This is a genomic window from Runella aurantiaca, from assembly GCF_003339505.1.
Taxonomy (GTDB): Bacteria; Bacteroidota; Bacteroidia; order Cytophagales; family Spirosomataceae; genus Runella; species Runella aurantiaca.
The window spans coordinates 1-24208 of the sequence record NZ_QPIW01000006.1 but is presented as its reverse complement, the minus strand read 5'-3'; the positions used below and the strand labels follow the sequence as shown (position 1 = coordinate 24208).

At 46.7% G+C, this 24208-nt stretch carries 9 protein-coding genes; 1 reads left to right on the top strand and 8 read right to left on the bottom strand.

Features of this window, described 5'->3' with window-relative positions; all coding sequences use genetic code 11:
* Positions 1–447: 447 nt before the first annotated feature.
* The 8 genes from DVG78_RS09445 to DVG78_RS09410 all read right to left on the bottom strand — a co-directional run bounded on the left by DVG78_RS09445 (position 448) and on the right by DVG78_RS09410 (position 21580).
* Positions 448–6594 (bottom strand): SdrD B-like domain-containing protein, encoded by a 6147-nt coding sequence (locus tag DVG78_RS09445; protein WP_158549995.1) that lies wholly within the window; start codon positions 6592–6594, stop codon positions 448–450.
* 798 nt (positions 6595–7392) lie between these two features.
* Complete coding sequence (locus DVG78_RS09440) at positions 7393–10074, bottom strand: c-type cytochrome (protein WP_114460851.1); 2682 nt, start codon at positions 10072–10074, stop codon at positions 7393–7395.
* Between the two features lie 178 nt (positions 10075–10252).
* On the bottom strand, positions 10253–11761 hold the full coding sequence (locus DVG78_RS09435) for a RagB/SusD family nutrient uptake outer membrane protein (RefSeq protein ID WP_114460850.1): 1509 nt from the start codon (positions 11759–11761) through the stop codon (positions 10253–10255).
* A gap of 99 nt (positions 11762–11860) precedes the next feature.
* Positions 11861–14959, bottom strand: a complete 3099-nt coding sequence (locus DVG78_RS09430) for a SusC/RagA family TonB-linked outer membrane protein (protein WP_114460849.1) — start codon at positions 14957–14959, stop codon at positions 11861–11863.
* A gap of 469 nt (positions 14960–15428) precedes the next feature.
* Entirely contained in the window at positions 15429–16355 is a 927-nt protein-coding gene (locus DVG78_RS09425; protein WP_114460848.1) for a sugar ABC transporter substrate-binding protein, read from the bottom strand.
* Between the two features lie 114 nt (positions 16356–16469).
* Positions 16470–17447, bottom strand: coding sequence for an ABC transporter permease (locus DVG78_RS09420; protein ID WP_114460847.1), 978 nt, complete (start codon positions 17445–17447; stop codon positions 16470–16472).
* 182 nt (positions 17448–17629) lie between these two features.
* The gene (locus DVG78_RS09415; RefSeq protein WP_114460846.1) at positions 17630–19129 is read right to left on the bottom strand and encodes a sugar ABC transporter ATP-binding protein; all 1500 of its coding nucleotides are present in this window, start codon (positions 19127–19129) and stop codon (positions 17630–17632) included.
* A gap of 138 nt (positions 19130–19267) precedes the next feature.
* Positions 19268–21580 (bottom strand): DUF7133 domain-containing protein, encoded by a 2313-nt coding sequence (locus tag DVG78_RS09410; protein WP_114460845.1) that lies wholly within the window; start codon positions 21578–21580, stop codon positions 19268–19270.
* Positions 21581–21829: 249 nt separating this feature from the next.
* On the opposite strand from DVG78_RS09410, the gene DVG78_RS09405 reads away from it, so the two are divergent.
* Positions 21830–24043 (top strand): carbohydrate binding family 9 domain-containing protein, encoded by a 2214-nt coding sequence (locus DVG78_RS09405; protein ID WP_114460844.1) that lies wholly within the window; start codon positions 21830–21832, stop codon positions 24041–24043.
* The last annotated feature ends 165 nt before the right edge of the window (positions 24044–24208 follow it).

The following is a 24208-nucleotide window of genomic DNA, read 5'->3' as shown; positions in this document are numbered from 1 at the left end:
TAACCGTTTGACAATTTCGGCTGATTATTCAACTTTGAAATTCAAGCAAGATGCTAAGTGAGTTTATAAGCCCCGCAATAAATGAATCGTTATTCTTATCTTTTGGGGAACACTGAGGAGGGCTACGGGCTAAATTAAGCATTTTGCTATCAATCCAAAGCCTATTCGAAAAGGGGTAACTCCAAGAGAAGATAGATAGTTGTGGAGCAGTCGAACATGAGGTAGGCTAACGCAGCGATTGTGGGAGGGGTCTGTTTTAAAATAAATTTCTCAAAGATATTCCGCGAAATTCGCTAAACTTCTATTTTGTGCACTCTGTTGTCTGCCGTTACGGTGCCATTCATTGGGTTCTTTATGGTAAGAAAAATCAAAATTTAACCGCTTCAAACATAAGAAGAGAGCCCCCAACAAAAAGTAAGGGCTCTCTTCTTAGTTTTTGGCTAACCTCTACTTTTTCTTTTTATTGATCGTAAAAGGGATACAAATCTGGATCGGGCAGCAATTATCACCAGGCTCAATGATAATCGGACAACAACCTTCTGCAGGACATTGCTGATTGGATGCCGTGAAGGTATAAATTCCCACCTCGCTTAACAGAACGGTATTACCCGATACAATCGGCGTACTGCCTCCATCTTTGTACCATTGTACATTGGTCAGGTAAGCGGGAACGCTGGCCTGTACCTTTTCTATTGGGCACAACTTAAACGGTACCGTAAAGCACTCTTGGTCGTTATCATCTTCGCTATTATTGCCATTGCCTGGCGTACTATCCACATCAGGCTCGTTGGTCTTGCTGATCTCGGCCGTATTGAAATGAATACCTTCCGAAATCGCTTTCACTTTATACGTCAGCGTGACCGTATCTCCATTGGCCCCTATGCTGCCGATAGTCCAGACAATCACATTATTGCTAAGCGTGGCCGTGCCACGAGTCGTCGTAAAACTGCCCGTGATAAATTGTACCGATGTGGCCAGAGAATCACTAACTTCTACCCCCGTGGCCAAAGTACCTGACTGGTTGAAGACTTTAATCGTGTAAGTAAGCGTGTCTCCCAGTTCTGCAATCTTGGTGCTAATCATCTTTTTCAATGACAAGTCTACTTGCGCAGAGGTAACCGTGATGACCTCAGGGTCGTGGTCGTCCTCGTCACCGCCCGTCAAGCCATTTTCGTTGATGACGTCATTCTTTGGCGTGCCGTCGTTGGCGGGGTTACTATCGGGACTTGAATCCACATCCACACCGCCCGTTGCCGAGCTGATTTCAGCTAAGTTACTAAGCGAGCCCGTGACGCCTGTGCCTACCGTGAAGGTGATGTCTCGCGTCGTGCTTGCGCCCGCCGCCAAACTCGCAATCACCGTGTTCAAAGTCGCGGTGCTTCCCACCACGCTCCAGTTGGCATCGTTCAAGGTCAATCCCGCAGGAATATAATCCGTTACTTGTATATTGGTCGCATCTACGTTGCCTTGGTTGAACACCGTGATCGTGAACGTCACCGTGCTGCCCGCCACTACATTCGCGCTCTGGCCAACGGCCAACGTCTTGCGCAAAGCTAAGTCGAACACGGGGGCAGGCGTGACCGTGATGACCTCAGGGTCGTGGTCGTCTTCGTCACCGCCCGTCAAGCCACTTTCGTTGATGACGTCATTCTTTGGTGTGCCGTCGTTGGCGGGGTTACTATCGGGACTTGAATCCACATCCACACCGCCCGTCGCCGAGCTGATTTCAGCTAAGTTCGTGATTGAGCCCGTGACGCCTGTGCTGACAACGAAGGTGATGTCTCGCGTCGTGCTTGCGCCCGCCGCCAAACTCGCAATCACCGTGTTCAAAGTCGCGGTGCTTCCCACCACGCTCCAGTTGGCATCGTTCAAGGTCAATCCCGCAGGTATGTAATCCGTTACTTGTATATTGGTCGCATCCACGTTGCCTTGGTTGAACACCGTGATCGTGAACGTCACCGTGCTGCCCGCAACTACGCTCGCGCTCTGGCCAACGGCCAACGTCTTGCGCAAAGCTAAGTCGAACACGGGGGCAATACAAGTAGGGACCTGAATCTGAACCGTGTCTGAGCAATCATTCAACGTATAAATAAATTGATAGGTACCTGCTACTGTCATTCCACTTACTGCCCCTGCATTTGTGACCGTCGCAGCGGCAGGATTACTGGCCAAAGTGGACCATACTCCCCCTGAAGGTGCCCCAGTCACGTTAGCAGTAGTCGGTGAAATACCCGAGGGGGGACACGTTAAAGTTTGATCCGCTCCCGCATCGGGCTTGGCTGTCCGTACCACCGAGACGGTATCCGTACACCCATTAATCATATAAATAAAATTGTACGTGCCGTTGGCTGTCATGCCAGTGACTGTACCTGCATTCGTGATTGTTGCCGCAACAGGATTACCCGATTGTGCACTCCACGTGCCGCCCAAGGTAATCGCCGTTAACGTCGCCGTTGTTGTCGGTGAACAGATACTTTGATCTGGGCCCGCTTCGGGTTTAGGATTACGAATCACGGAGACCGTGTCAGTACAGGTTTGGCCTCCACTTGTCACAGAATAAATGAACCGATAAGTACCATCAACCGTCATGCCCGATACCGCACCCAAGTTCGTAATCGTCGCCGAAGCTGGGTTGCCCAATTGAGCAGTCCATGTGCCGCCCAAGGTAATCGCCGTCAACGTCGCCGTCGTTGTGGGTGAACAGATACTTTGGTCAGGACCAGCATTGGGTTGAACACATCCTTGGCAGGGAACTACCGTCACCGATACCGTATCCGAACAATCGTTCAGCGTGTAAATAAATTGATATGTCCCTGCCATGGTCATCCCTGTTACGTTGTTACCTGTAACAGTGGCTGTAGTCGGTGTAGTGCCAATCTGTGACCACGTACCGCCGGGTGTTACTGGACTAAGCGTCGTGCTCGTCGCTAAAGTATTGGTCAAGGCATCCACGCAAGCCAAAGTGGTGTCTCTGCCAGCATTGGGAGCGGGCGTTACCGTAATGGTGTGACTATCGGTATTACTGCAATCCGTGGTAGCGTCGGTGTAGGAATAACTGAATGTCAAACTCGTAATATTAAAACCAGGGTTCAAGGTGGCAACATTGCTGTTGATGGTCACCGCTCCCGCTGGTAAACCCTGTGGCAAAGTGAAAGTGCCGCCCGCAGGTGATCCCGTGAAACTCACTGGCAATTGATTCCCGCATATCAGTGTTGGACCAGTAATAGTCACTAAAGGGCGAGGGTTAATACTTACCAGACCGCTGTCAATTCGACTACATTCTCCAAGAATTTGTGTGTAATAAATATAGAAATTCACTGGGGCCGATTGACCAAGTTGCGTCAGAGCAGCGGCTGCGCTCACTGTGGCCCCAGTGCCTGTATCGCTCACTCCTGGACCGCTCCAAGTACCGTTGGTCCCTGAGGCATCCGTATAAGTCAGACTTTGGTTTTCACAAATGGTGGCAGGGGATAAATTGACTTGAATTGGCTGAGGGTTGCGAACCACCGAGACGGTATCCGTACAACCGTTGAGCGTATAGATAAAATTATACGTTCCGTTGGCGGTCATGCCACTCACTGCTCCTGCATTCGTTATCGTCGCCACCGCTGGGTTCCCAGATTGTGTCGACCACATGCCGCCCAAAGTTATGGCCGTCAACGTAGCCGTTGTGGCTGGTGCACAGATACTTTGGTTTGTTCCTGCATTTGGTTTTGTACGTGCCTGAATGGTGATGACCGTATCACGATAGCAACATTCACCGTTGTATAATCTAATGATATAACTTCCTCCTGCACTGCTGATTCCAGTCTGTATATCTTTAGGAAAGGTATTGCCGATCAATAATGCAGTTGCATATGACGTATCAGCTGCTCCTGTCCAATTAGTACCCGAACGAATCCGGAATCGGTCAGCGGATTCAACCGCAGCAGTGATTTGAATTTTCCCGTCAGTTGTATTAGTACCTAATGTAGGTGGGCAACTTGGAAGAGATACTTGTATATTATTTGAAGTAGGAAATATACAGTAGAAGCCCGCATCAAAGGTATGGTTGACGCTCGCCAAATCGCCGGTCGTAACAGATATAGTAGGAAAACCATTTATCTCGGCGATATCACTGTCATTTTGGTCATTCCCATTGTTAACGGTAGCATCTTTCGTCGTAATTGCAAATTTTCCATTGCCCGACACGGTCAATGTCCCAGCCGAATACTGACTTCCGCTTTGTCCGAAAACCAGTGAATATTGGGTAGTGGGCAACAATGTGGTATCGGCTCCAGTACCAGACCAAGTACCTGTTGTAAGTTTAGATTTTGAGCTGAAGTAGTATTCTCCATTAGCGTTGGTTGTGGTTGTCGCAATGAGCGTTGCACCTTTGTAAAGAGAAACAGTGACACCTGGCAATGCTTTTTCACAAGGGTCCTGCACGCCATTTTTATTTGTATCAACCCAAACTCGATTACCGATTTCGATGAACTCAGGTAAAGAGCAGCGCAAAACGATATCCCCCAAACCCGTTGACTTGCCAAACAAGCCTGACATCAGATTACTGGAATAAACAATATAAGCAGAATTAACTTGACCCGTTTGATTATTGTAATGACGCACGCCACCTGCCTGTAGATAAGGCAAATAACTAGTAATAACGAGAGGTACATCCAACGGGTCTACGGTTACGGCGATTACTTCGCCACTACCCGGACGAACGGCAAGTCCACCCATGGCAATCTCCGCGTGGAAAACCGTACCGTCACTATCATCCTGAAAGTTATCATTGTAATACTCACCAAAGCCTGGGCCTTGATTGTTGTCTGGACCATAACCGATATTAGGGCCAGCTTTGGCGTTATTTTCCAATACATAGGCCCCGCTTTGGTTATAGAAAGCCCGGAGGATATCACCACCTACGTGTCCTGAATAAAGAGCGGTTGAAGTACCTGTCGGCATATAGTTCCGATACCCCGTCTGTACACCGTTACGGTCGCCGAAAGCCAGAATCATGGTTCCATCAATGTCAAATTCTATATCTTCAAATATGGGTTGCGGATAGACAACTTCATTGGCAGCGGTAATGAATCGGTCTGACCAAAGGTCTGACCAAGGATACCAGCCGGTTGCATTTAATGCATTGGTGTTTGCGTACCCTTTTGGATAAGTTAAAGGAAAATCAAAAACGACGGTTGACGTACCAGTAGTAGGATTTACTTTATAGACAAAAGCCCGTAAATCTGATTTATTTCCTGAAGTTTGTGCATCGCAAACAGCCCCTACATAGACATCCCCCTTGTAAAATTTGGTTGCCCATGGGCGTATTGTACCACCAGGGCAACTTGTCGAACCAAACACATCAATCGAAGTAGCCGTAGTAGGATTTGTACCACTCGTATTATAAGTAGTCATATCTACCTTATACAGTTTGGCATCGAATAGGTTGGTAAAAAATAGGGTATTACCATCATCTGACAACGCAATACCTCCAATACCAATTTTTGCGGCTTGTGTAAAGGCAATTGAATCTCGGCTAGGTTGCGTAGGGTCGGTTGACAAACCGCGTCCCCCCGCTCCATTTACTGGCACACTGCCTACATTAATAGGCACGCCACTAACCGTTAAGGAGGTGACACTTAGCCAAGAAGTAGTTATGGGATTGATAGGGTCTGCCCAATCAGTAACATAAATCCCCCCCAAACCCAAAGGCCCAAGACCTGAATGGCGCTTGAGCGTAGCAGACATGAATAACTTTTGAGTTGATTTATTGTAGGCTTCTCCCCACACAGTTCCAACTTGTGAAGCCGTGGCAATGTGAGTCATGGCAGCCATATTTGTTAACCCTGACAAATTATAATCAAACCCCACTACGGCATCTCTAGTACCTGATACCGAGCCAGCAGGCAACGGGTCGCCGTAAACATAGCATGGAATAGATAACATTGGATTACTTTCACAGTAATCTACAGGGTTCAAAACACCCAAATCAACGTTGCAGTCTGGGGCATTTATAAATTGAGTCGTTGTACGGCCGTCGGCACCATTCATAGTTCCTTGGCCATAAAGAGCAGGTAAACTGCTGAATTCTACCCTCAAGGGGTAGTTTGCGGCTGATATTGCTGTAAATACGTACTTTCCATAAGCATCCGTTGTGGTGGTCCCTACCAAATTACCGTCACAGTCGAACGCCTTTACTACCACGTTGGGCAAACCTAACGATTCTCCAGCATCTTTCTGACCATCGGCATTGTAGTCGTAAAATACGGTACCTCCCAACTCGTTACCTGTACAGGTTAATGGTAAACACGCAGAGGGTAGGCTGAAAGCTGTACTCGTGGCGGAACAGCCAGTATTCGTAACAAAATTAGCCGTTATGGTCTGCCCCGTAGCGCCATTGGCATCTACTTCAAAAGCTACCACTTGTGGAGAAACTATCGTACCATTACCCCCAGATGTAGTATAAGGTCCGGGAATTATAGTACGGGATTGTGCGCCGTAGGTTACAACAATATTGTCGCCAGAAGGTGCATTACTCCAAGCTACCTCCACACTTACTGTAGCCTTGGATCCATTGCTCTGATAGCAACCTGAAACGCTCGTTTTCACAGAGATACTGCAGGTTTGAGCCAATACTCTATGTTGCGAAAGCATAATAAGCAATACAACACTGTAGAGGAGTATCACCTTAGAGTGAACGATTAGGGATATGTTTTTCATACAAGCAACAATAAATAGTTTATTTCAAAATCTGTAGTTGTCTAGTTATCTATGACGTTAAAAAGCCAAAATGTAACAGCGTCGAATGGATTGCCTCACCTTTACTGGCAGTCAAAACAGAAAAATTTCTTTCAATTAGTTTTTATACTTTAGACCACGATGCCTCTCACTTGGGGCTTAGAAAGCTGTTATTATAAAAAAAGAGGAAGGATAACTATTTGAAGTTTTATTGGGAAAAAAACTTCAAATACTGCAGATACTTGTTAATAATTAAGCTCATAGTAGGGTATCAATTAGATATGTTCGAAAACCTGAATTGGTTAGAGTATGGCAATTCTTATGCCATTTTATAAAAGACACACTACATAGAAGGGGGGAGAAATGGAAGAATTTTTATACCAATGAGTATATTTTTGGCATAACATCAAAAAAAGCACGTTTTACCAGAATTTTGCCACTCTGTTATCCATCACAAAATAAATGACTAATTCAGTTATTTTAATATCCTCAGCCAATGTACCGAACGCAAAAATAACCTTGCCAGATTTTGGCACTATAATTGACAGAAGGAAAATATGGCTTAAAGCTTATTTATATTCCCAAGACTGCCACAAAAAAAAGATGGCACATCGGTGTGCCATCTTTTCTCATCAAACTGTTTTTATTTATTTTTCGCCTAGTTTTTCATTATTGTTTTGCCGTAAACATCGCGTTCTTTTCGTTTCCTCCAGCCATCAAATAAGCCATCAAATCCTTCAGTTCTTCTTCGCTGAGGCTATTGATTAAGTTACCATACATGATAGACACCGGTGAATACTTGTGCGATGCTACGTTCTTTTTCGCCAACTTCATGACAGTCTCAGGTTCGTACGGATTCTGAGAAACATAAAAGTTATTGGCATCTTCGTTGGTCAATCTTCCAACAACTGTCTGTCCGTTTTTGAGCGTAAAGTGCGTCGCAGCATATTGATCCGAGATGGTTTTATTAGGCTCAATAATGGCCTCCAACATATCTTTTGCGGAGAAACGAGTGGCTAACTGCGTCAAATCAGGACCGATACTTCCACCTTCGCCGCGCATACTATGGCAACGGTTGCAGGTAATGGCGTTGTACATGTTTTTTCCTTGTTCAAAATTCCGGCCCGACAACCCCGCTTCCACCAACGGAAGTGCATTGTCCAGTTTCCAGTTTCTGCCCGGACCTTTAGGATAAATTAGTTTGACCAAATCATTTCCGTTTTTGCTCAACAACTCGCCACCCGAAAGTTTGTCGTAGTAAGCAACCTTGTTTTCAGGAACGTGCTTCAAGGCCAACTTGCGGGCCCGGTCAATGAAACCAACGTAGCTGCGACCCCCTTTATAACTAAACGCTTTATAGAACCATTTGAAATAACGCTCATGCAACTCTGGCGTCCAGTTCTTGCTCGCTAAGCTCAGCATGGTGGCGTAGTAGGTCTGTTGGGCAGGTGGCATGTTTTTCAACATATCGGCAATATCCAAGCCGTATTGCGGGTTACGCATAATCAACTCCGCAGAAGCAGTGGCGGTATTACCACCAGCGGTAAGGTTAGTAGGTTGCTCTTTTGCCTCCAATAATGCCAGCGTTTTAGGAATTACTCCTGGCGCTTCCAAATAAATCAATGCCTTACTGAGCGCACGGTTAAGATCTGCTCCTGTGGCAGGGAAATAAGGATTTAGGTAAGCGGCGATTTGCGCATTTTGGGCGGCATCAGGAGCACCCATCCGAAGGAATATCAACTCAAATGCCCGCAAAATATCCAACTGCTGCGACTCAGAAAGTGCTTTAAAATTGACATTTAATAGCGACTTAATCATCGCACTTTTTTGCTCAGGCTTGCCTTGACGAGCAAGGGCAATCATGGCATGAATCGACGTAATGGGGTCTTTCTCGTTGAGTGCCTTATCTTGCCACTCCGATACGGGCTGATGTTCTACCGCCAAGCGAGCTGCATAACGAATAAAACGGTCGGGGTGCTTCAAATAAGGCCATGCCGTAGCTACCGCCTGAGGATTGGGCTCGCCATGAAACTTTTCTAAGCTTCTTCTCAGTTCATTTTCTTTGTTGATTGGAGCTGCTGCAACAGGAGCCGTACTTTCAGTACCTGTATAGTACACTCGGTACAAATCAGCTTCCAACCGGCGGCCGCCCGTTAAGAAATAAAGTGCACCGTCGGGACCAATGGCACCGTCGGTCAAAGGTAATGGAATACCCGACAAAAACTCTTCGTGGTCGGCGGTGTAAGTAGATCCAGAAGGCTTCAAATGAATCGCGTGAACAATCCCGAAGCTCCAGTCAAACGCCAAAAGGGTCTTTTTATATTTAGCGGGGAATTTAGCATCTTTCAAGTGGATAAGGTTGGTTGGTGAACCCTGTCCAATGTTCATTACTGGCGAAAGGTTATCAGGAAACGTAGCCGACCACTTGCTATTACCTGTACGCCAGCCGTATTCACTCGCGCTGGTTGCGTGGCAAATACGCGTAGGGCGGTACCAAGGCAAACCAAAATCCCACTCCATATCTGCATCATACACAAACAAATCACCTACTTCATTGAACGCCATGTCGAAAGCATTACGGTAACCCGCACTGATCAACTCCCAACGTTTTCCTTCAGGGTCGAGGTTGGCAATCCATCCTCCAGGCGCCATCCGGTCATTGGCGTGGCCGCGTGGGTCTTTGATGAGTGGAAATAAGTTATCCTCCTGCCAGTTGGAAGGCAAACGGTAAGCATCCATTTTAGGTACGTCGGTGTGGTTACCCGCAATAACGAAAAGAGATTTCTTATCTGGTGATAAAATAATGCTGTGCGGGCCGTGCTCACCTTCTCCTACCAACTCTTTCAATAAGGTAATTTTATCATATTGATCGTCGTTGTCGGTATCTTGCAAACGGTACAGGCCGCTTTTACGAGGAAACGTCTTGTTGTTTTTGCCATTGTTAATCATCACATAGAGACTATTGAAGGCATAAAGCAAGCCATTAGCGTAGCCCATACCTACCGTATCTATGTTTGCTCCTTTGCCAATCTTAAGTGGCTCTACTTTGGGTGCGCCTGCGGTGCCGATGGCAGGAATTTCCAAACGATACAACGAACCATACTGGTCAGATGTAATCATTCTTCCTTTATCATCAAAGGTCATGGCTACCCATGAGCCCTGTTTGTTGTCGGAAGGACTGTAAAGGTGATCGGCTTTAAAACCAGGTTGAAGTTTTAATTTCTCCGTTTTGGGGTTGTCCCGGCCATTGACGGCCGGCTCGGTTTTATTTAAAATCGTAAAGGAAGCTCCCAGTACGAATAAGGCTCCCACTGCCAACAATTTAGGGATAGACTGGTGTTTAGGATACATAAAAGTGTATGCTTTTAAATGTAATTAGTATGAAATTTTCTATTGTAACAAAAGCTAGTCTGTCAGTATGTTTTACCCTATCGTTTACAAAATGGGCCATCCTTTTCTAATTTCATCACTCTAAAATCAAAAATGAGCCAGTTTCCATAGAAGAAACCGGCTCGTTTTGGGGTATACGTTAGAAATTAGGACTCAAGTCTGCCTCGGCAGCAGGAAGACCGTAGTAAGGGGTGATGTTAGTGAAAGCATCGCTTGGTACGAAGCCTTCAGCTGGGAAATAATATCTGAATTTATCAGCTTTGACCCGGTCGCCGTAGGCTTTGATCACGGTTTCAAGGCGGCCCGTACGAACTAAATCATGCAGACGCTTTGATTCGAAAGCCAACTCAACCCGGCGCTCCTGATACACGGCATCGCGCAGGGCGGCTTGGGTAGTGGCCGTAGTATTGGCCAATCCCGCACGAGTACGAACTTGATTGAGGAAAGGAGCCGCATCTGCCAATTTGTTTTGCTCAATCAACGCTTCTGCCAAGAACAACAACACTTCTGAGTAGCGATAAATAGGCCAGTTCATGCCGTGGTTGTTGTGCAATGCGTGCGGTCTTGCATACTTCTTAATGTAAGGAAAAGTTTTGTTGGCGTGCAAAGCACCACCTAAAGTAATCGTGCCAATCGTGGCCTCTTTACGCTTATCGCCTGTTTCATAAGCCTCTATCAAATCGGGCGTTGGAATGTTGTTGCCTTCTCCTGATAAGGGTTGAGGGTTTGTAGTTCCTGTAATTGTAACCAGTTCATTGGCCGCGATGGGAAAAGGAAGCATACTGTACAAAAAGTTTCCGTTAAGTCCTTGCGAACCTTCCAAATACTGCACTTCAAATACCGATTCTTTGGTATTTTTGTTGCTTGTACTGTTAGAAAATGCATCGGCATAGTTGGGCATCAAGCTATACTCACCGCTTGATACAATGGCCCGAAGCTGCGTTTCGGCATCTGCCCATTTTTTCTGAATCATGTAGACATTGGCCAACAACGCACGAGCAGCGCCTGAGGTGGCACGACCTGCTTCCTGAGCTGATTTGGCGGGCAATAAACCCACCGCATCGGTGGCATCCTTGATGATTTGGGCGTACAACTGGTCGCCTGTACCAAGCGCAGCAGCAGCTTCTGAGCGCGCACTCACAGGGGTCAATTGGAGTGGGCCACGGTTAAAATAACGTGCTATTTCTAAATAAGACAACGCTCTCAGAAATAGTGCTTGTCCTTTTACATTTTTCTTGGTATCATCTGGGATCGTGGCTGCATCAATCAATGCCAATACTTGGTTAGCCCGGGCAATGATGAGGTAGTTTTGACGATAAGCCGTCAGAACGTTACCGTTCGTAGTGATACCGTTAGCGGTAGGGACGTTGAAATCGGCCAAGTTAGATTGGTTTTCGGTCGCCCCAAACAAAACGTTACGTACGTAGCGCGCATTATCCGAATGTTGCTCAGAAAGCAAATGCGAGTTGATATTGTGAAGGGTACGCAGAGGCACGTAAGCACTATTGACGGCTTGGATGAAGTCAGACTCCGTTTTGAAGAAAGTAGCCGAGCTCAACGCAGTTTCTGGCGTAACGGTCAGAAAGTCTTCACTACAGCTAAATGCTCCTAAACTCAAGGCAATAGAAAATATGATTGATTTTTTCATGTTTTATTCAGTGTTTTTAAGTTGATTTTATGCGATTTGGAGCGGTGCAACCACAGTGTAAATGGATTTACACCCTCCAAATCAACTCAATCTACTTTGCTAGAAATTAAAGTTTACCCCAATCGTCGACGTACGTGGTACTGGATAGTTAAACAAATCAACCCCAGGGCTCAGGTTTCCACCATCACCTTGTCCGTTTTGCTGCGCGCTGGTCTCGGGGTTAGATCCACCCCAGTATTTGGTAAACACCAACGCCTGCTGAATAGAGGCATACACACGTGCCGAGCGGAAAAGCTTATTGCGCTTGTTGATGGTATACCCTACCGTAATATTCTTGATAGTGAAAAAGGAAGCATCCGCTACAAAGCGACTGTTTTGCCAGTCACGCTCGATACCCGTTGCAGTACCACCACCCACGGTGGTTCCGTAGAATCCTTTGCCGGGGTTGGCTTCTGAGCGGAAGCGATATTTTACTTCTCTGTGAAGGTTAAACACGCCATCAAGGTTGGCAGTACTGTACAAGTGACGTACCCACAATTGGTTGCCCTGCGAGCCCGAACCGATTACGCTAAAGTCAAAGTTACCGTAGTTTAAGTTTGTGGTTATTCCGTAAGTAAATTTAGGGAATGGATTACCCAAAATCGTGCGGTCATCTTTGTCTCCACCGTTGGTAAGAACACCGTCACCATTTACGTCAACGAGTTTAATTGTACCAACAAATGAACGCCCAGGAACAACAGGAGAGTTTTTGAGGTCCTCCGCGTTCATATATACTCCGTTGGCAAGGTGACCATAGAATTGGCCAAACGGCTCACCCACCTTTGTAATATGGTGTAGGCCATAAACACGGTCAATTCCGTCGGCGAGGGCCAGCACTTTGTTGCGGTTGAACGAGATGTTAGAGTTTACACTCCACTTCAACTTACCACGGTCAACGATGCGAGTGTTAAGCGAGAATTCATGTCCCCAGAATTTAATCTCACCAATGTTGTCGTTGAAGTTGGTAAAGCCCGACTCTTGAGGAATCTGTACCGCATACAACAGGTTGGTGGTATTCTTGGTATAATAGTCGTACGTGAATTGGAAACGGTCGTTGAGGAATCCAAGGTCAAAACCAATATCCACCTGACGAGTCGTTTCCCAACCGAGGTTGGAGTTAGCCAATGAGGTAACAGCCGCACCAGCAGCAACGTTGTTTCCAAAGACGGCGTTCACCGTATTGTTAATCAACGCGTACTGTGTATAGTTACCGATGTTGTTGTTACCCGTTACCCCAACACTTGCTCTTATTTTTGCAAAAGAAACCTTACTGAAATTCTTCATAAAGTCCTCATCCGATACTACCCAACCTGCTGATAATGACGGGAAAGTACCCCAACGATTGTTTGAACCGAAGCGAGAAGAGCCATCACGACGAATAGAGGCTGTGAGGAGGTATTTGCCTTTATAATTGTAGGCCAAACGAGAAAGCAACGAAGTCAATCTCCACTCTTGCACGTTGCTGAAGGTTCCCCCACGGTTTACGTTGATTGCTCCTTGAATTGTCGGAAGGCGGTCGTCGGAGTAAGTATCCGCTTGGATACGGCTTGATTCGGCACGGAAGCTTTGATTTGTATAACCTGCCAAAAGCTCAAAGTTGTGGTTGTTAAATGACTTGACATACGTAGCCAAGTTCTCGTTCAACCAGCCAAAGTTGTCGGTGGCTTCGCGTATCGAAACTGCCGTAACTGGTACTGCTGTATTGATGGCACTGGTGGCCGTTGAAGGGTTAAAGAAGAAAAACTTCTGATTCAGCAACTCGACGTTGAACGTTGATTTCAAGGTCAAACCCTTGATAGGGCTGTATGAAATGTATGCGTTTGACAGAATATTGGTTTGCTTCGTTTCATTGACCAACTCATTGGCCGCCCGAACCCAGTTAGGATAGGCAAAGATATTACCCGTGCTTGAAGGAAAACGGTTGAAAAGCGTCAATTCCCCTTTGTCGTCCCGAATAGGCATTACCGGCCAAGTGTGGATGGCGTTAAACAAAATACCCGTACCACGGTCGCCGTCGGTACGTGGCGTATTGTCAAACACATACTGGGGAGCGATGTTTAACCCAATCGTTACTTTGTCCGAAACTTTGTATTCGCTGTTCAAGCGAAGTGAGTAGCGTTGGTATTTGGTATTGATGACAATCCCCTCTTGGTTGAAAACCCCCGCCACCAATGAAGTGCTTACACGATCTTTGTTAGAGGTCACTGTCAAGTTGTAGCTTTGTAGGGGAGCACGACGAAGCACGGCATCGTACCAGTCGTTATCTTTGCCCGCGTATTGGGAAGGGTTCTGAAATTCAGCAGGAACAGGCTGCTTGGCATCTTCGTAGTATTCTTTTTTAAATTGGGCAAACTCTTCGGCATTCATCATCTCAAAACGCCCTTTTTTCGGCACTACTTGCGTACCTGTAAAAACGTTAAAGCTTACGTTGGTTTGACCCGATTTGCCTCTTTTAGTGGTGATGAGTACTACTCCGTTGGCCGCCCGCGAACCATACAACGAAGTAGAAGCGGCATCTTTCAAAATAGAAATATCTTCAATTTCGTCGGGGTTTAAAGCCCCAATGTTACCCGTGATAGGAAAACCATCAACGACATAGAGTGGGTCACTACCACCCGATACCGAAAGTTGGCCTCTGATACGAACGTTCATTCCTTGTCCTGGCCGGCCTGTCGTTTGGTTAATCTGTACCCCAGCCACTTGCCCCTGAAGTTTCTGGGCTATTTGAGATACTGGCAAGTCTTTGATTTCTTTAGCTGTAATCGTCTGTACGGCACCCGTAACTTCCTTCTTTACCTGGCTACCATAACCCACTACAACAATCTCACTGAGGGTTTTGTCATTAACGGCTAAACTTACATTAATCGTTTGTTGGTTTCCCACAACAACCTCTTTGGTCAGATAACCAATGTAACTGAATACCAACGTTGCACTGCTCGCTGCTTCAATTTTGTACGTACCGCTTGCGTCGGTTGTGGTACCTCTCGTGGTTCCTTTAACGCTCACGTTCACCCCAACCAACGTTTCTCCGTCGGCGGAAGTTACTTTACCCGTAATTGATTGTTGCGCAAACGAGGAAGTTGTAAAAAGTAAAACCAGCGCCAGCAGGGAATAAAGCGTCCGGAATTTACTCTTAGATAGAATAAATTTTCTTTTCATTTGAAAATGATTTAAATGTTAAGTAGATAGATAATAGTAAAGAGGATTCATAAAAATAGAAATATAAATCCCCTTTATTGTACAAATATTTAAAAGTCCGCTAAAAGAACTATCCTATGCCATCCTGCCAAAGTCAAAACATACCCTGAAATTATCCTAGTGTTATACCACTTTGAAGTCGGTTTAGGTCAAATGAAGAAGAAGCTGTCGGCACTCAAATTGGATTTAAACGCCCATTTGAGCGTACCTAAAATAAGAAAGCCCAGTGTAGAAAAGTATACTTTTCTACACTGGGCTGAATATCAACACGTTGTATCGATTTTTATAAGTTTTTTTACTTAAAACAGAAATGTCTACACCTAATGAATTGGATATTTTTGTGATAGAAAGTTTTTCAAACACTTCTTTTAGAAGTGTTTTTTTTAAGTAAACAAGGGCAATAACTTAAAAAAAATATCCCTAACTATCCTTATTTGATGAAGGTTGCTACATTGTTTTTGGTAACCAACTGGAAAGGAATAAGCACCTCTTTTTCAACGACTTCTCCTTTGTATAGCTTCATGGCGGTTTCTATGGCTTTGGCTCCCTGCTGTTGCGCATTTTGAAAAACGGTCGCGTCCAAAGTGCCCTTTTTTACCGCTTGCAATGCATCAGGAATCGCATCAATACTGACAACAATCACTTTATCTTTCATGCCCGCCGCTGTCAGGGCATTGACGGCTCCCATGCCCATTTCATCGTTTTGGGCAAATACCGCATTAATGTCTCTGCCATAAGATTGAATCCAGTTTTCCATCAGCGACATCGACTTGGCGCGGTCCCATTCGCCCGTTTGATGCGCAATTAGTTTCAGGTCGGGGTATTGTTTCAAAATTTCGCGCGCGCCCTGCTCGCGTTTGATTTGTGCGGCTTGTCCCATGTAGCCGTGCATCATGACCACGTTCCCTTTGCCGCCCAGTTTTTCGGCAATAAATTTCATGGCAATTCGGCCCGACTCCACGTCGTCAGACCCAACAAATGCCGAAGGTTTAGTGCTGGTTTCTGAGTTAACATTGATAATGGGAATCTTGGCCGCCAAGGCTTTGGTCACCGCAGGCGAACTGGCCTCCACTTCGCAAGGATTCATCACAATAGCGTCTACTTTTTGGGCAATAAAGCTCTCGACCTGCTCAATCTGTTTCAACGCCGAGCGCTCGGCATCGACAGTGATGAGTTCAATACCCAATTCCTGCGCCTTTTTCTCCATTTCATCGCTGACGTTAACGATGAACTCATTTTGCATACTCAGCATCGTAACGCCAATGACCATTTTCTTCTCACCGCTCTCTTTTTCACTCGTTTGGTTACATCCTGCCAACGTCGCCAAAGCAATCAATCCAAGGTATATTTTTTTCATTTTCAGTTAATATAGTTCAGTTTGTTACTACAAAACAGTCAGGGCTAAAGTCCTTTTTGGCAGCGTTTTATTTTCACTCCTCAAGCAGGGGGTTAAAGGAGACGGCCTGCTTACTTATCGCTGCGCGGCCGACTGATTCCAGCCATCCAGGACCACGGCTCCGATAATAATGGCTCCCATCACGACTTGCTGGTAATAGGAAGTGACATTGAGCAAGTCTAACCCGTTGCTAATCACGCCAATCAGCAACGCACCGATGAGAGTTCCGGTCATGGTTCCTGTTCCTCCAGAGGTGCTTGTGCCACCGATGATGGCCGCCGCAATGGCATCAAGTTCAAAACCAGCGCCCGCGTTTGGCTGTCCAGTGGTGATTCGGGAAGTCAGCAAAATGCCCGCTAAAGCCGCCAATCCGCCGCATATCGTATAAACCGCCATTTTGACTTTATTTACTCGAATTCCCGATGCTTTTGCCGCCTGTTCGTTGCCTCCAATGGCATAAATGTAACGCCCCAAAATCGTCTTTTTCAAAACTACCGAACATACCACAAACGCCACAATAAGCACAATAATAGGAAAGGGAACCCCAAAAATACTTCCTCCACCAATAAAATTAAACGAGTCGGAAAGATTGGAAACAGGGCGACCTTTGCTCAAAATCAAGGCCAAACCCCGCCCGATAGTCATGGTGCCGAGCGTAACAATAAACGGCGGCACCTTGCTTTTGGTGATGATGGTTCCGTTGAACGCTCCCATGAAAACGCCCGCCAACAAACCCGCCAAAACGGGCACAATGACGGGGTAATCGTCGGGATGGGCCAATAGTGATGCCACAATCCCCGTTACGGCCACCATTGAACCCAGCGAAAGGTCAATCCCGCCCGTGATGATGACAAATGTAACCCCAAATGCCAGTAACGCATTGATTGACACCTGCGTAACAATGATGGTCCAATTGGAAACGGTCAGAAATTTGGGGGTAATGAGCGACAGGATGAGACAAATCATCACAAAAGCGATGAAAATCCCGTATTGCCCCATGCCACGGGCCCGTTGTTTGGTGGAATTCCCTAATTGCGTAAAATAATTATTCATTCTAAAGTATTTGGGTTCTCGTTCCTATTTCGTCCATAAGGGCGGCGGTTGTGAGCAACCTCCACCACAGTTTTTTATAAACCCTTGCGTCTATTGCGATTCTATGGCGTTCATTGCGGTAAAAAACGACATTTACATTTATCCAGCCTGGTGCAAAGAACTCAAAGGTCGCAAAGGGTTAATTAATGCTGCATTGCGTATTTCATAATTGTTTCTTGCGTGGCTTCTTCTTTGGAGAGTAGGGCCGTTTGTTTGCCTTTTGATAACACGACAATGCGGTCGCTCATGCCGAGTATCTCGGGCAGTTCTGACGAAATTACCACCATGGCTATTCCCTTGGTTGTCAACTCGTTGATTAACTTATAAATTTCAAATTTGGCTCCAATGTCGATTCCTCGCGTGGGCTCATCCAAGATGACGATTTCGGGCGAGGCAAGCAATACTTTCCCGATGACCACTTTTTGTTGATTTCCACCGCTCAAATGCGTCACTTTTTGGTCCATACCCGACGCTTTGATTTTCAGGTCGTTAATCATCTGGGTGGCTACTGCGCTTTCGCTTTTATCCTGAATCATCCCCCATTTGGTATGATTTGACAGGCTCGCCAAGGTAATATTGTGTTTGACCGACAGTGCGGGGATAAACCCTACGCCTTTTCGGTCTTCGCTCACATAACCGATGCCGTTTTTGATGGCGTCGCACGGCGATTTAATGTTTATTTTGTGGCCTTTGAGTACAATTTCGCCGCTGCTGAATGTATCCAATCCAAATATAGCCCGCGCTATTTCGGTTCGACCAGCTCCCATCAATCCTGCGATACCGACTACTTCTCCAGCATGTACATCAAAACTAATATTATCGAATTTGCCGCGTTCATTAAGATTTTTTACGGATAAAACTACTTCTCCTTTTGAGGAAGACTTCTCGGGAAAAAGCGTGTTTATTTCACGTCCGACCATCATCGTTATCAGGCTTTTACGATCAAGTTCGGCGGCAGATTTGGTGCCGATGTATTTCCCATCCCTCAACACCGTAATCGTATCCGCGATTTGGTAGATTTCATCCATCTTATGCGAGATGTAAATTACCGATACGCCTTTGGCTTTCAGGTCTTTGATGATGGCAAACAGTGTTGCTACTTCCTTATCTGAAATCGCCGATGTTGGCTCATCCATGATGATGACCTTGGCGTTGTTTGAAATGGCTTTGGCAATTTCTACCATCTGCATTTCGGCCACGCTGAGGTATTTCATTTTGGTCTTGGGACTTACCTCTAGCCCTATTTGCTGCAACAGGGTTTCTGCTTGCTGATTGATGTCGCGGTCGTTTAACCAACTCGAAAACCATTGGGTCGACTCTCTTCCCAGAAAAATATTTTGGGCAACGGTCAATTCAGGCACAATCAGAATTTCCTGATGAATCATGGAAATCCCTTGTTTCAGGACATCATTTACATCATTGTTTTTCAGCTCGTTTCCTTCAAACAAAATCTCACCAGCGTCGGGCGTAAGGAGGCCAATCAGAATTTTCATGAAGGTCGACTTCCCCGCCCCGTTTTCTCCCATCAACGCGTGAACCTCTCCTCTGTGCAGGTTTAACTGCACATCATCAAGCGCATTGACACCCGAAAACGATTTGGAAAGACCGTGAACCTGAAGAATAGAATCCGAATGTAGGGTCATTTGGAATGGATACCGTTATTGAGAAAATTATTCTACTAAGAAACAAAAACGTCTAAAATACTCACTCAAAGGCATAAATTGAAGCAAAGGAGCTTGTCTGTGCGCTCACCGCAAAGGGCACCGTCACGGAATAAACGTCTACCGGTTGACGGGCAGCGGAGGAGCAAGTTTTTCCAAACCTTCAATCGTCCACGCCTCATTGAGTACGGCATGTTGCTCTCTCATTTTCTTAACATCGGCCGGATACACCGCCGGATAAGGCAATCCTCGGTATTCTCTGGGGCGGTTGGCCCCAAACTCATGCCGGGCATAGCTCAGCACCGCCGAAATCCACTCATCGGTGTTGTCTTTCATTGCGGGCATTTCGGTTGGGTACGCTTTCCCCTCAATCGGACCTTTCAGGCCGTGGAGCAGAATTCGGATGGAGGTTTCTTTGTCGGCAATCAGGTGCTTGGCCCCCAGCAGCGGTGGGGCGATATTGGAAGACAAGCCTTTTCCGTCATTCCCGTGGCATACTGAGCACATGGCTTTATAGATTTCGGCCCCTTCCATCACTAATTTTCGGTCACCCGCCGACAGTCGCCCCAATCGACTACCGTAGGTTTTAATGTCTTCGTTTTTATCAATGCTCGCTTTGGCGCTGACCAACATTTGTTTGTCGGCATGTTGTTCCAAAATACCTTTCACGATGCGCTTGGCGCTTTCGTTTTTGCTCGCACCCAGCGACAGAATCAACTGCGTTTTGACATCATAATCGGCATCGGAAGTAAGCTCGCTTAGTTTTGCGATAAACTCCTCGTCGTTTTGTTTCAGGTACATTTCACCAATCCAGATGGCCGCCCGTCTGATTTGTGGGTCAGGGTCTTTCATGGTGGTATAAATTACTTCCTTGTCAATGGCGTTTAGGCCTTCTAAGGTCCACAAGGCATGAAGCTGGCCCAACGCCGAGGGGCGCTTTGGCAACGCGCCCTGCTGCCCTTTGGCCATTTGTTTCAGCACAGGAATGACCGATTTATCGCCCAAAATAACAATCTGTTTCTGGGCATTATCTCGCCACCAGCCATTGGGATGGTCCAAATACGGAATCAGATTGCCCGCTGGCACGTCCAACATTTTGGGTTGGGGGCCTCGGGTATATCCGTCATGGACCAGTCGCCAGATGCGACCCCGTTGGTTCACTTTGTCCAACTTATAACGCTCAATTTGGTCGCGTAAAAAGCTTCCTTTGGGCGTCCAGTTAGATTCCTGAATGATTCCCCGGTTCATATCGATGATGTACACACAGCCATCGGGGCCAGTGTAAGTATTGACGGGTCGGAAAAAGAAATCAGTACTAGAAATAAACTCTTTGTTTTGGTACACATTTTCGAGATAGGTTTTTCCCTCGCGATTCACGACGTTGGCGCGTCTGATAATGCGGGCAACGGGCTCCGTAATTAAGTAATCACCCGCCAAATCAGATGGAAGACGGTCGCCCCGAAAGATAGACTGACCATTGGCCGATGTAAAGTGGTTTAGGGTACTGTCGGAACGCAATCGCTTAGGTCCGCCCTGCACATCGGGGTTGGAAATGCTCGACCACACGGGGCTGAAGGTTTCTTCGCTGTACGCATCAGAAAATTCCAACGCTCCGTATTTAGGGTTGATTTGGAAGCCCGAACCCGCATTTTCGCCCCCGCCACGGCTAAAAAACAAACGTCCATAATTGTCGTGCGTCAGTCCCCATTGGCCGTTGGAGCCGCTGGGTAGGGAATCGGCCTTCAAAACGCCGTTGGTATATCGAAACCGGACGGGGTCTACGGTCTGATAAATATAATTGTCGAGGTTCCATACCAATCCGCTGCGCTGATGCTCTAAGTTGCCAGGCGCTACTTTCCCAACAAGGTAGACTGGCTTTTTGACGTCCGCCACGCCGTCGCCATTGGTGTCTTTGTAGCTGTAAATATCGTAGGTGTCCGTTTCGTTGACCAACAATTCGTGGTTGACGCAAAGCAGCATTCGGGGCAGCATCAGGTCTTTAATAAAAACGGAGCTTTTGTCCATTTTTCCGTCATTATCGGTATCTTCCAGCAACATCACTCGACTGATTTTTGCTTTGGTTCCTGTGCCGTCGGCGTCTTGGGTGTAGGTTTCCATCTGCGCCACGTACATTTTGGCGTTGCCGTCCCACGCGAGTGCCACCGGCTCAGTAATCATGGGTTCGCTGGCCACAAGCTCCATGTGATAGCCTTTGGGCACGCGAAATGCCTGCTGGCTTTGCGCGGGACTCAGCGGCACCATGGCAGGAACCGTCTCCACGGGTAAGTTCAGACTGGCCTGTTCCTCCGCCTGCGTAATGACCACTGGTGTGGCCGACGAAGCAGATGAAGAGGTGGTGGTCATCTGCACTTTGCAGGCATAGATCAGGGCCGTTAGGCTTACCAAAAAAAATACCAAATTCTTACTTTTCATTGAGCTGACTTATTGAGGGATATTGTTGGATAGCATCATTCGGAAACAATGACAAAATCAATTAAAGGCTCTTTTTTACTCGTTTGAGTAAACGAAAGTGCCGTATCACAAAGCCCACGGGGCCAAAAGCACCGCAATAGTCCACAAAAAATTGCCCTGAGACTACGTTTTCCCATCTTTTGGGGGAGAGCGATTTTAGAAAGGAATAATAACTTGCGGCCCTATTTATATCCCATTTCACTTCCTCGTATGAACTATAAGTTTGCGCTGGCCTTTTGCTTGTTTCCGTTTCTCTGTTTTTCGCAAGATGTGCTTCTGTTTAAACCCGATTCAGTCCGTAAAGAATTTGAAGCCGTCAAGGTTTCCAACAACTTGAAAATAGACGGATTGCTCAATGACAAAGAATGGCAGCTGGCCAAACCCAAAAGTGACTTTGTAGAAATAGACCCCCATCAAGGCAAAATTCCACGCCACCGTACCGAAATGCGGGCGCTGTACAACCAACACTATTTGTACATTGGCGTGTTTAATTATGATACACTGGGCAAAAAATCAATCCGCGTCATTGATTTTAAGCGGGACTTCAACACCCGCAATTCCGATTTTGTGGGTATGACCATCGACGGTTTTAACGACCGCCGCAATGCTATGGTGTTTACGACCAATCCGCACGGCGTTCAGCGAGACTTTTTGGCTTTTGACGCCAACTACATTGACTTGGATTGGGATGGCCTCTGGCGTGTGCGCACTGCTCGTTTAGATTCGGGTTGGGTGGCGGAATTTGCCATTCCTTGGAAAACCCTCCGCTATGCCAAGTCCGACTCGGTCTTTCAAAGTTGGGGCTTTAACCTCAACCGAAGTCGACGCATGACCAACGAAAATTATGCGTTTTCCCCGTTTCCCCGTTCATTCAACGTGCTACGCATGGACTACGCGGGCATCATCAAAGGCCTGCAACCGCCCCCGCCGACGGCCAACGTACGCATACAACCGTTCTTTTTGACTTCGTACGACCGCTACCGCAACATGGACGGACGCAAACCCCAAGATGCCGCCGTGAAATTGGGGGGTGAAGTGAAATGGGCCATCAACTCGCGAGCCGTGTTGGATTTGACCTTTAATACCGATTTTGCACAAGCCGACGCCGACCGCCAAGTCAACAACGTAACGCGCTTTTCGGTGCTTTTTCCCGAACGTCGGCAGTTTTTCTTAGAAAATGCCTCGCTGTTTGGGATTGGCGTTGGCCCAGCGGCTGATATGTCGGGCGGTTCGATGCGTATTCAGCCCTTTTTTAGCCGACAGATTGGCTTGGACGGAGGCGGCAATCCTATTCCGATTGATGCCGGTGCTCGTTTTGTGAGCCGTTCGGCCAAGACCAATTACGGTGCCATGTATATTCGCCAGCGAGGGACCGACTCTTCGCCGTTGACGAACTATTTTGTAGGTCGCTATTCCGAAAACTTTGGTAAACAAAGCCGTTTGGGAGCCTTAGTAACGGTTAAAAATGACACTGGTAATACCAATATCGTGGGGAATCTGGATGGTTTTGTGCGGTTTAACGAAGCCCATTCGCTCAACTGGATGTTCAATCTGAGCCACGATTCCAAAGGCAACGTCACGGGTGTAGCGGGAGCAGCGCAATACTACTACGCCACCAACCAATGGAAGATTTGGTGGACGCAGTCGCTGATTTCAAAATCGTATAACCCTGCCGTTGGGTTTATTTCACGTACCGACGTCATCGGCACTACGCCCGGTATCTTTTGGTTTTACCGGGGCAAACACATACCCTTCAAAAAAATCATTCGTTCGTTTGAGCCGAGTTTGTTGGTCGAGTTTTACAACCAAGCGAGTACGGGCCGGCTCATTGAGCGCTCATACGGCTTGAGTCCTTTCTGGATTATGCTTCAGTCGGGTGGGTTTATGGGGCATGTCATGACGCCCACGTACCAGTACCTGACGGAGCCATTCAGCCCGTTGGGGGTGAAAATTGCGGCGGGTGCCTACAACTACACGCGTCATGCGGTGTATTGGGGAAGCGATGGTTCTAAAAAACTGAGTTTTACGTGGAATGGCGAATACGGAACCTATTATGACGGTAAGCTCAATACCACCAACTTGAGCGTATTGGTCGCCCCGGTTCCGCATATTTCCATCACTGGGCGGTTTAATCGAAATAATTTTAGAAATGTGGGCGTGAACAATACCACCAAAAATATAGATTTATTGTCGGTAGAGGGGCGTTTTGCGGCCAACCCGCGCCTTCAACTCATTGGTTTTTACCAACGCAACACCGACACCAAAGCCAACAACTTCAACATTCGTTTGTCGTGGGAGTATCAGCCGCTGTCGTTTATTTACATCGTGTTCAACAAGCGTGAGTTCCAATCCACCACGCGCCTCGATAACCGCAGTCAGGAAGACCACCTGATTGCCAAGATTAGTTATTTACGGCAGTTGTAGGCAATTGATGGTAAGCAACTCAAAAATTTCCAATAGGGCCTGTCCTCATTCCCCGAACCGTATCCATTTAAAAGTAGAAAAAATTATAAATTTCACTTTTAAACGGTATCCAAATGAAAAAAAGCAATTTTACAGAGGAGCAAATCGTAACGATTTTGCACAGTC

What these genes read in the sequence shown, in the direction of transcription:
- DVG78_RS09425 (WP_114460848.1), bottom strand. Translation starts at nt 16,355, where the DNA reads ATGAAAAAAATATACCTTGGATTGATTGCTTTGGCGACGTTGGCAGGA.
- DVG78_RS09415 (WP_114460846.1), bottom strand. Translation starts at nt 19,129, where the DNA reads ATGACCCTACATTCGGATTCTATTCTTCAGGTTCACGGTCTTTCCAAA.
- DVG78_RS09405 (WP_114460844.1), top strand. Translation starts at nt 21,830, where the DNA reads ATGAACTATAAGTTTGCGCTGGCCTTTTGCTTGTTTCCGTTTCTCTGT.
- DVG78_RS09420 (WP_114460847.1), bottom strand. Translation starts at nt 17,447, where the DNA reads ATGAATAATTATTTTACGCAATTAGGGAATTCCACCAAACAACGGGCC.
- DVG78_RS09410 (WP_114460845.1), bottom strand. Translation starts at nt 21,580, where the DNA reads ATGAAAAGTAAGAATTTGGTATTTTTTTTGGTAAGCCTAACGGCCCTG.
- DVG78_RS09430 (WP_114460849.1), bottom strand. Translation starts at nt 14,959, where the DNA reads ATGAAAAGAAAATTTATTCTATCTAAGAGTAAATTCCGGACGCTTTAT.
- DVG78_RS09435 (WP_114460850.1), bottom strand. Translation starts at nt 11,761, where the DNA reads ATGAAAAAATCAATCATATTTTCTATTGCCTTGAGTTTAGGAGCATTT.
- DVG78_RS09440 (WP_114460851.1), bottom strand. Translation starts at nt 10,074, where the DNA reads ATGTATCCTAAACACCAGTCTATCCCTAAATTGTTGGCAGTGGGAGCC.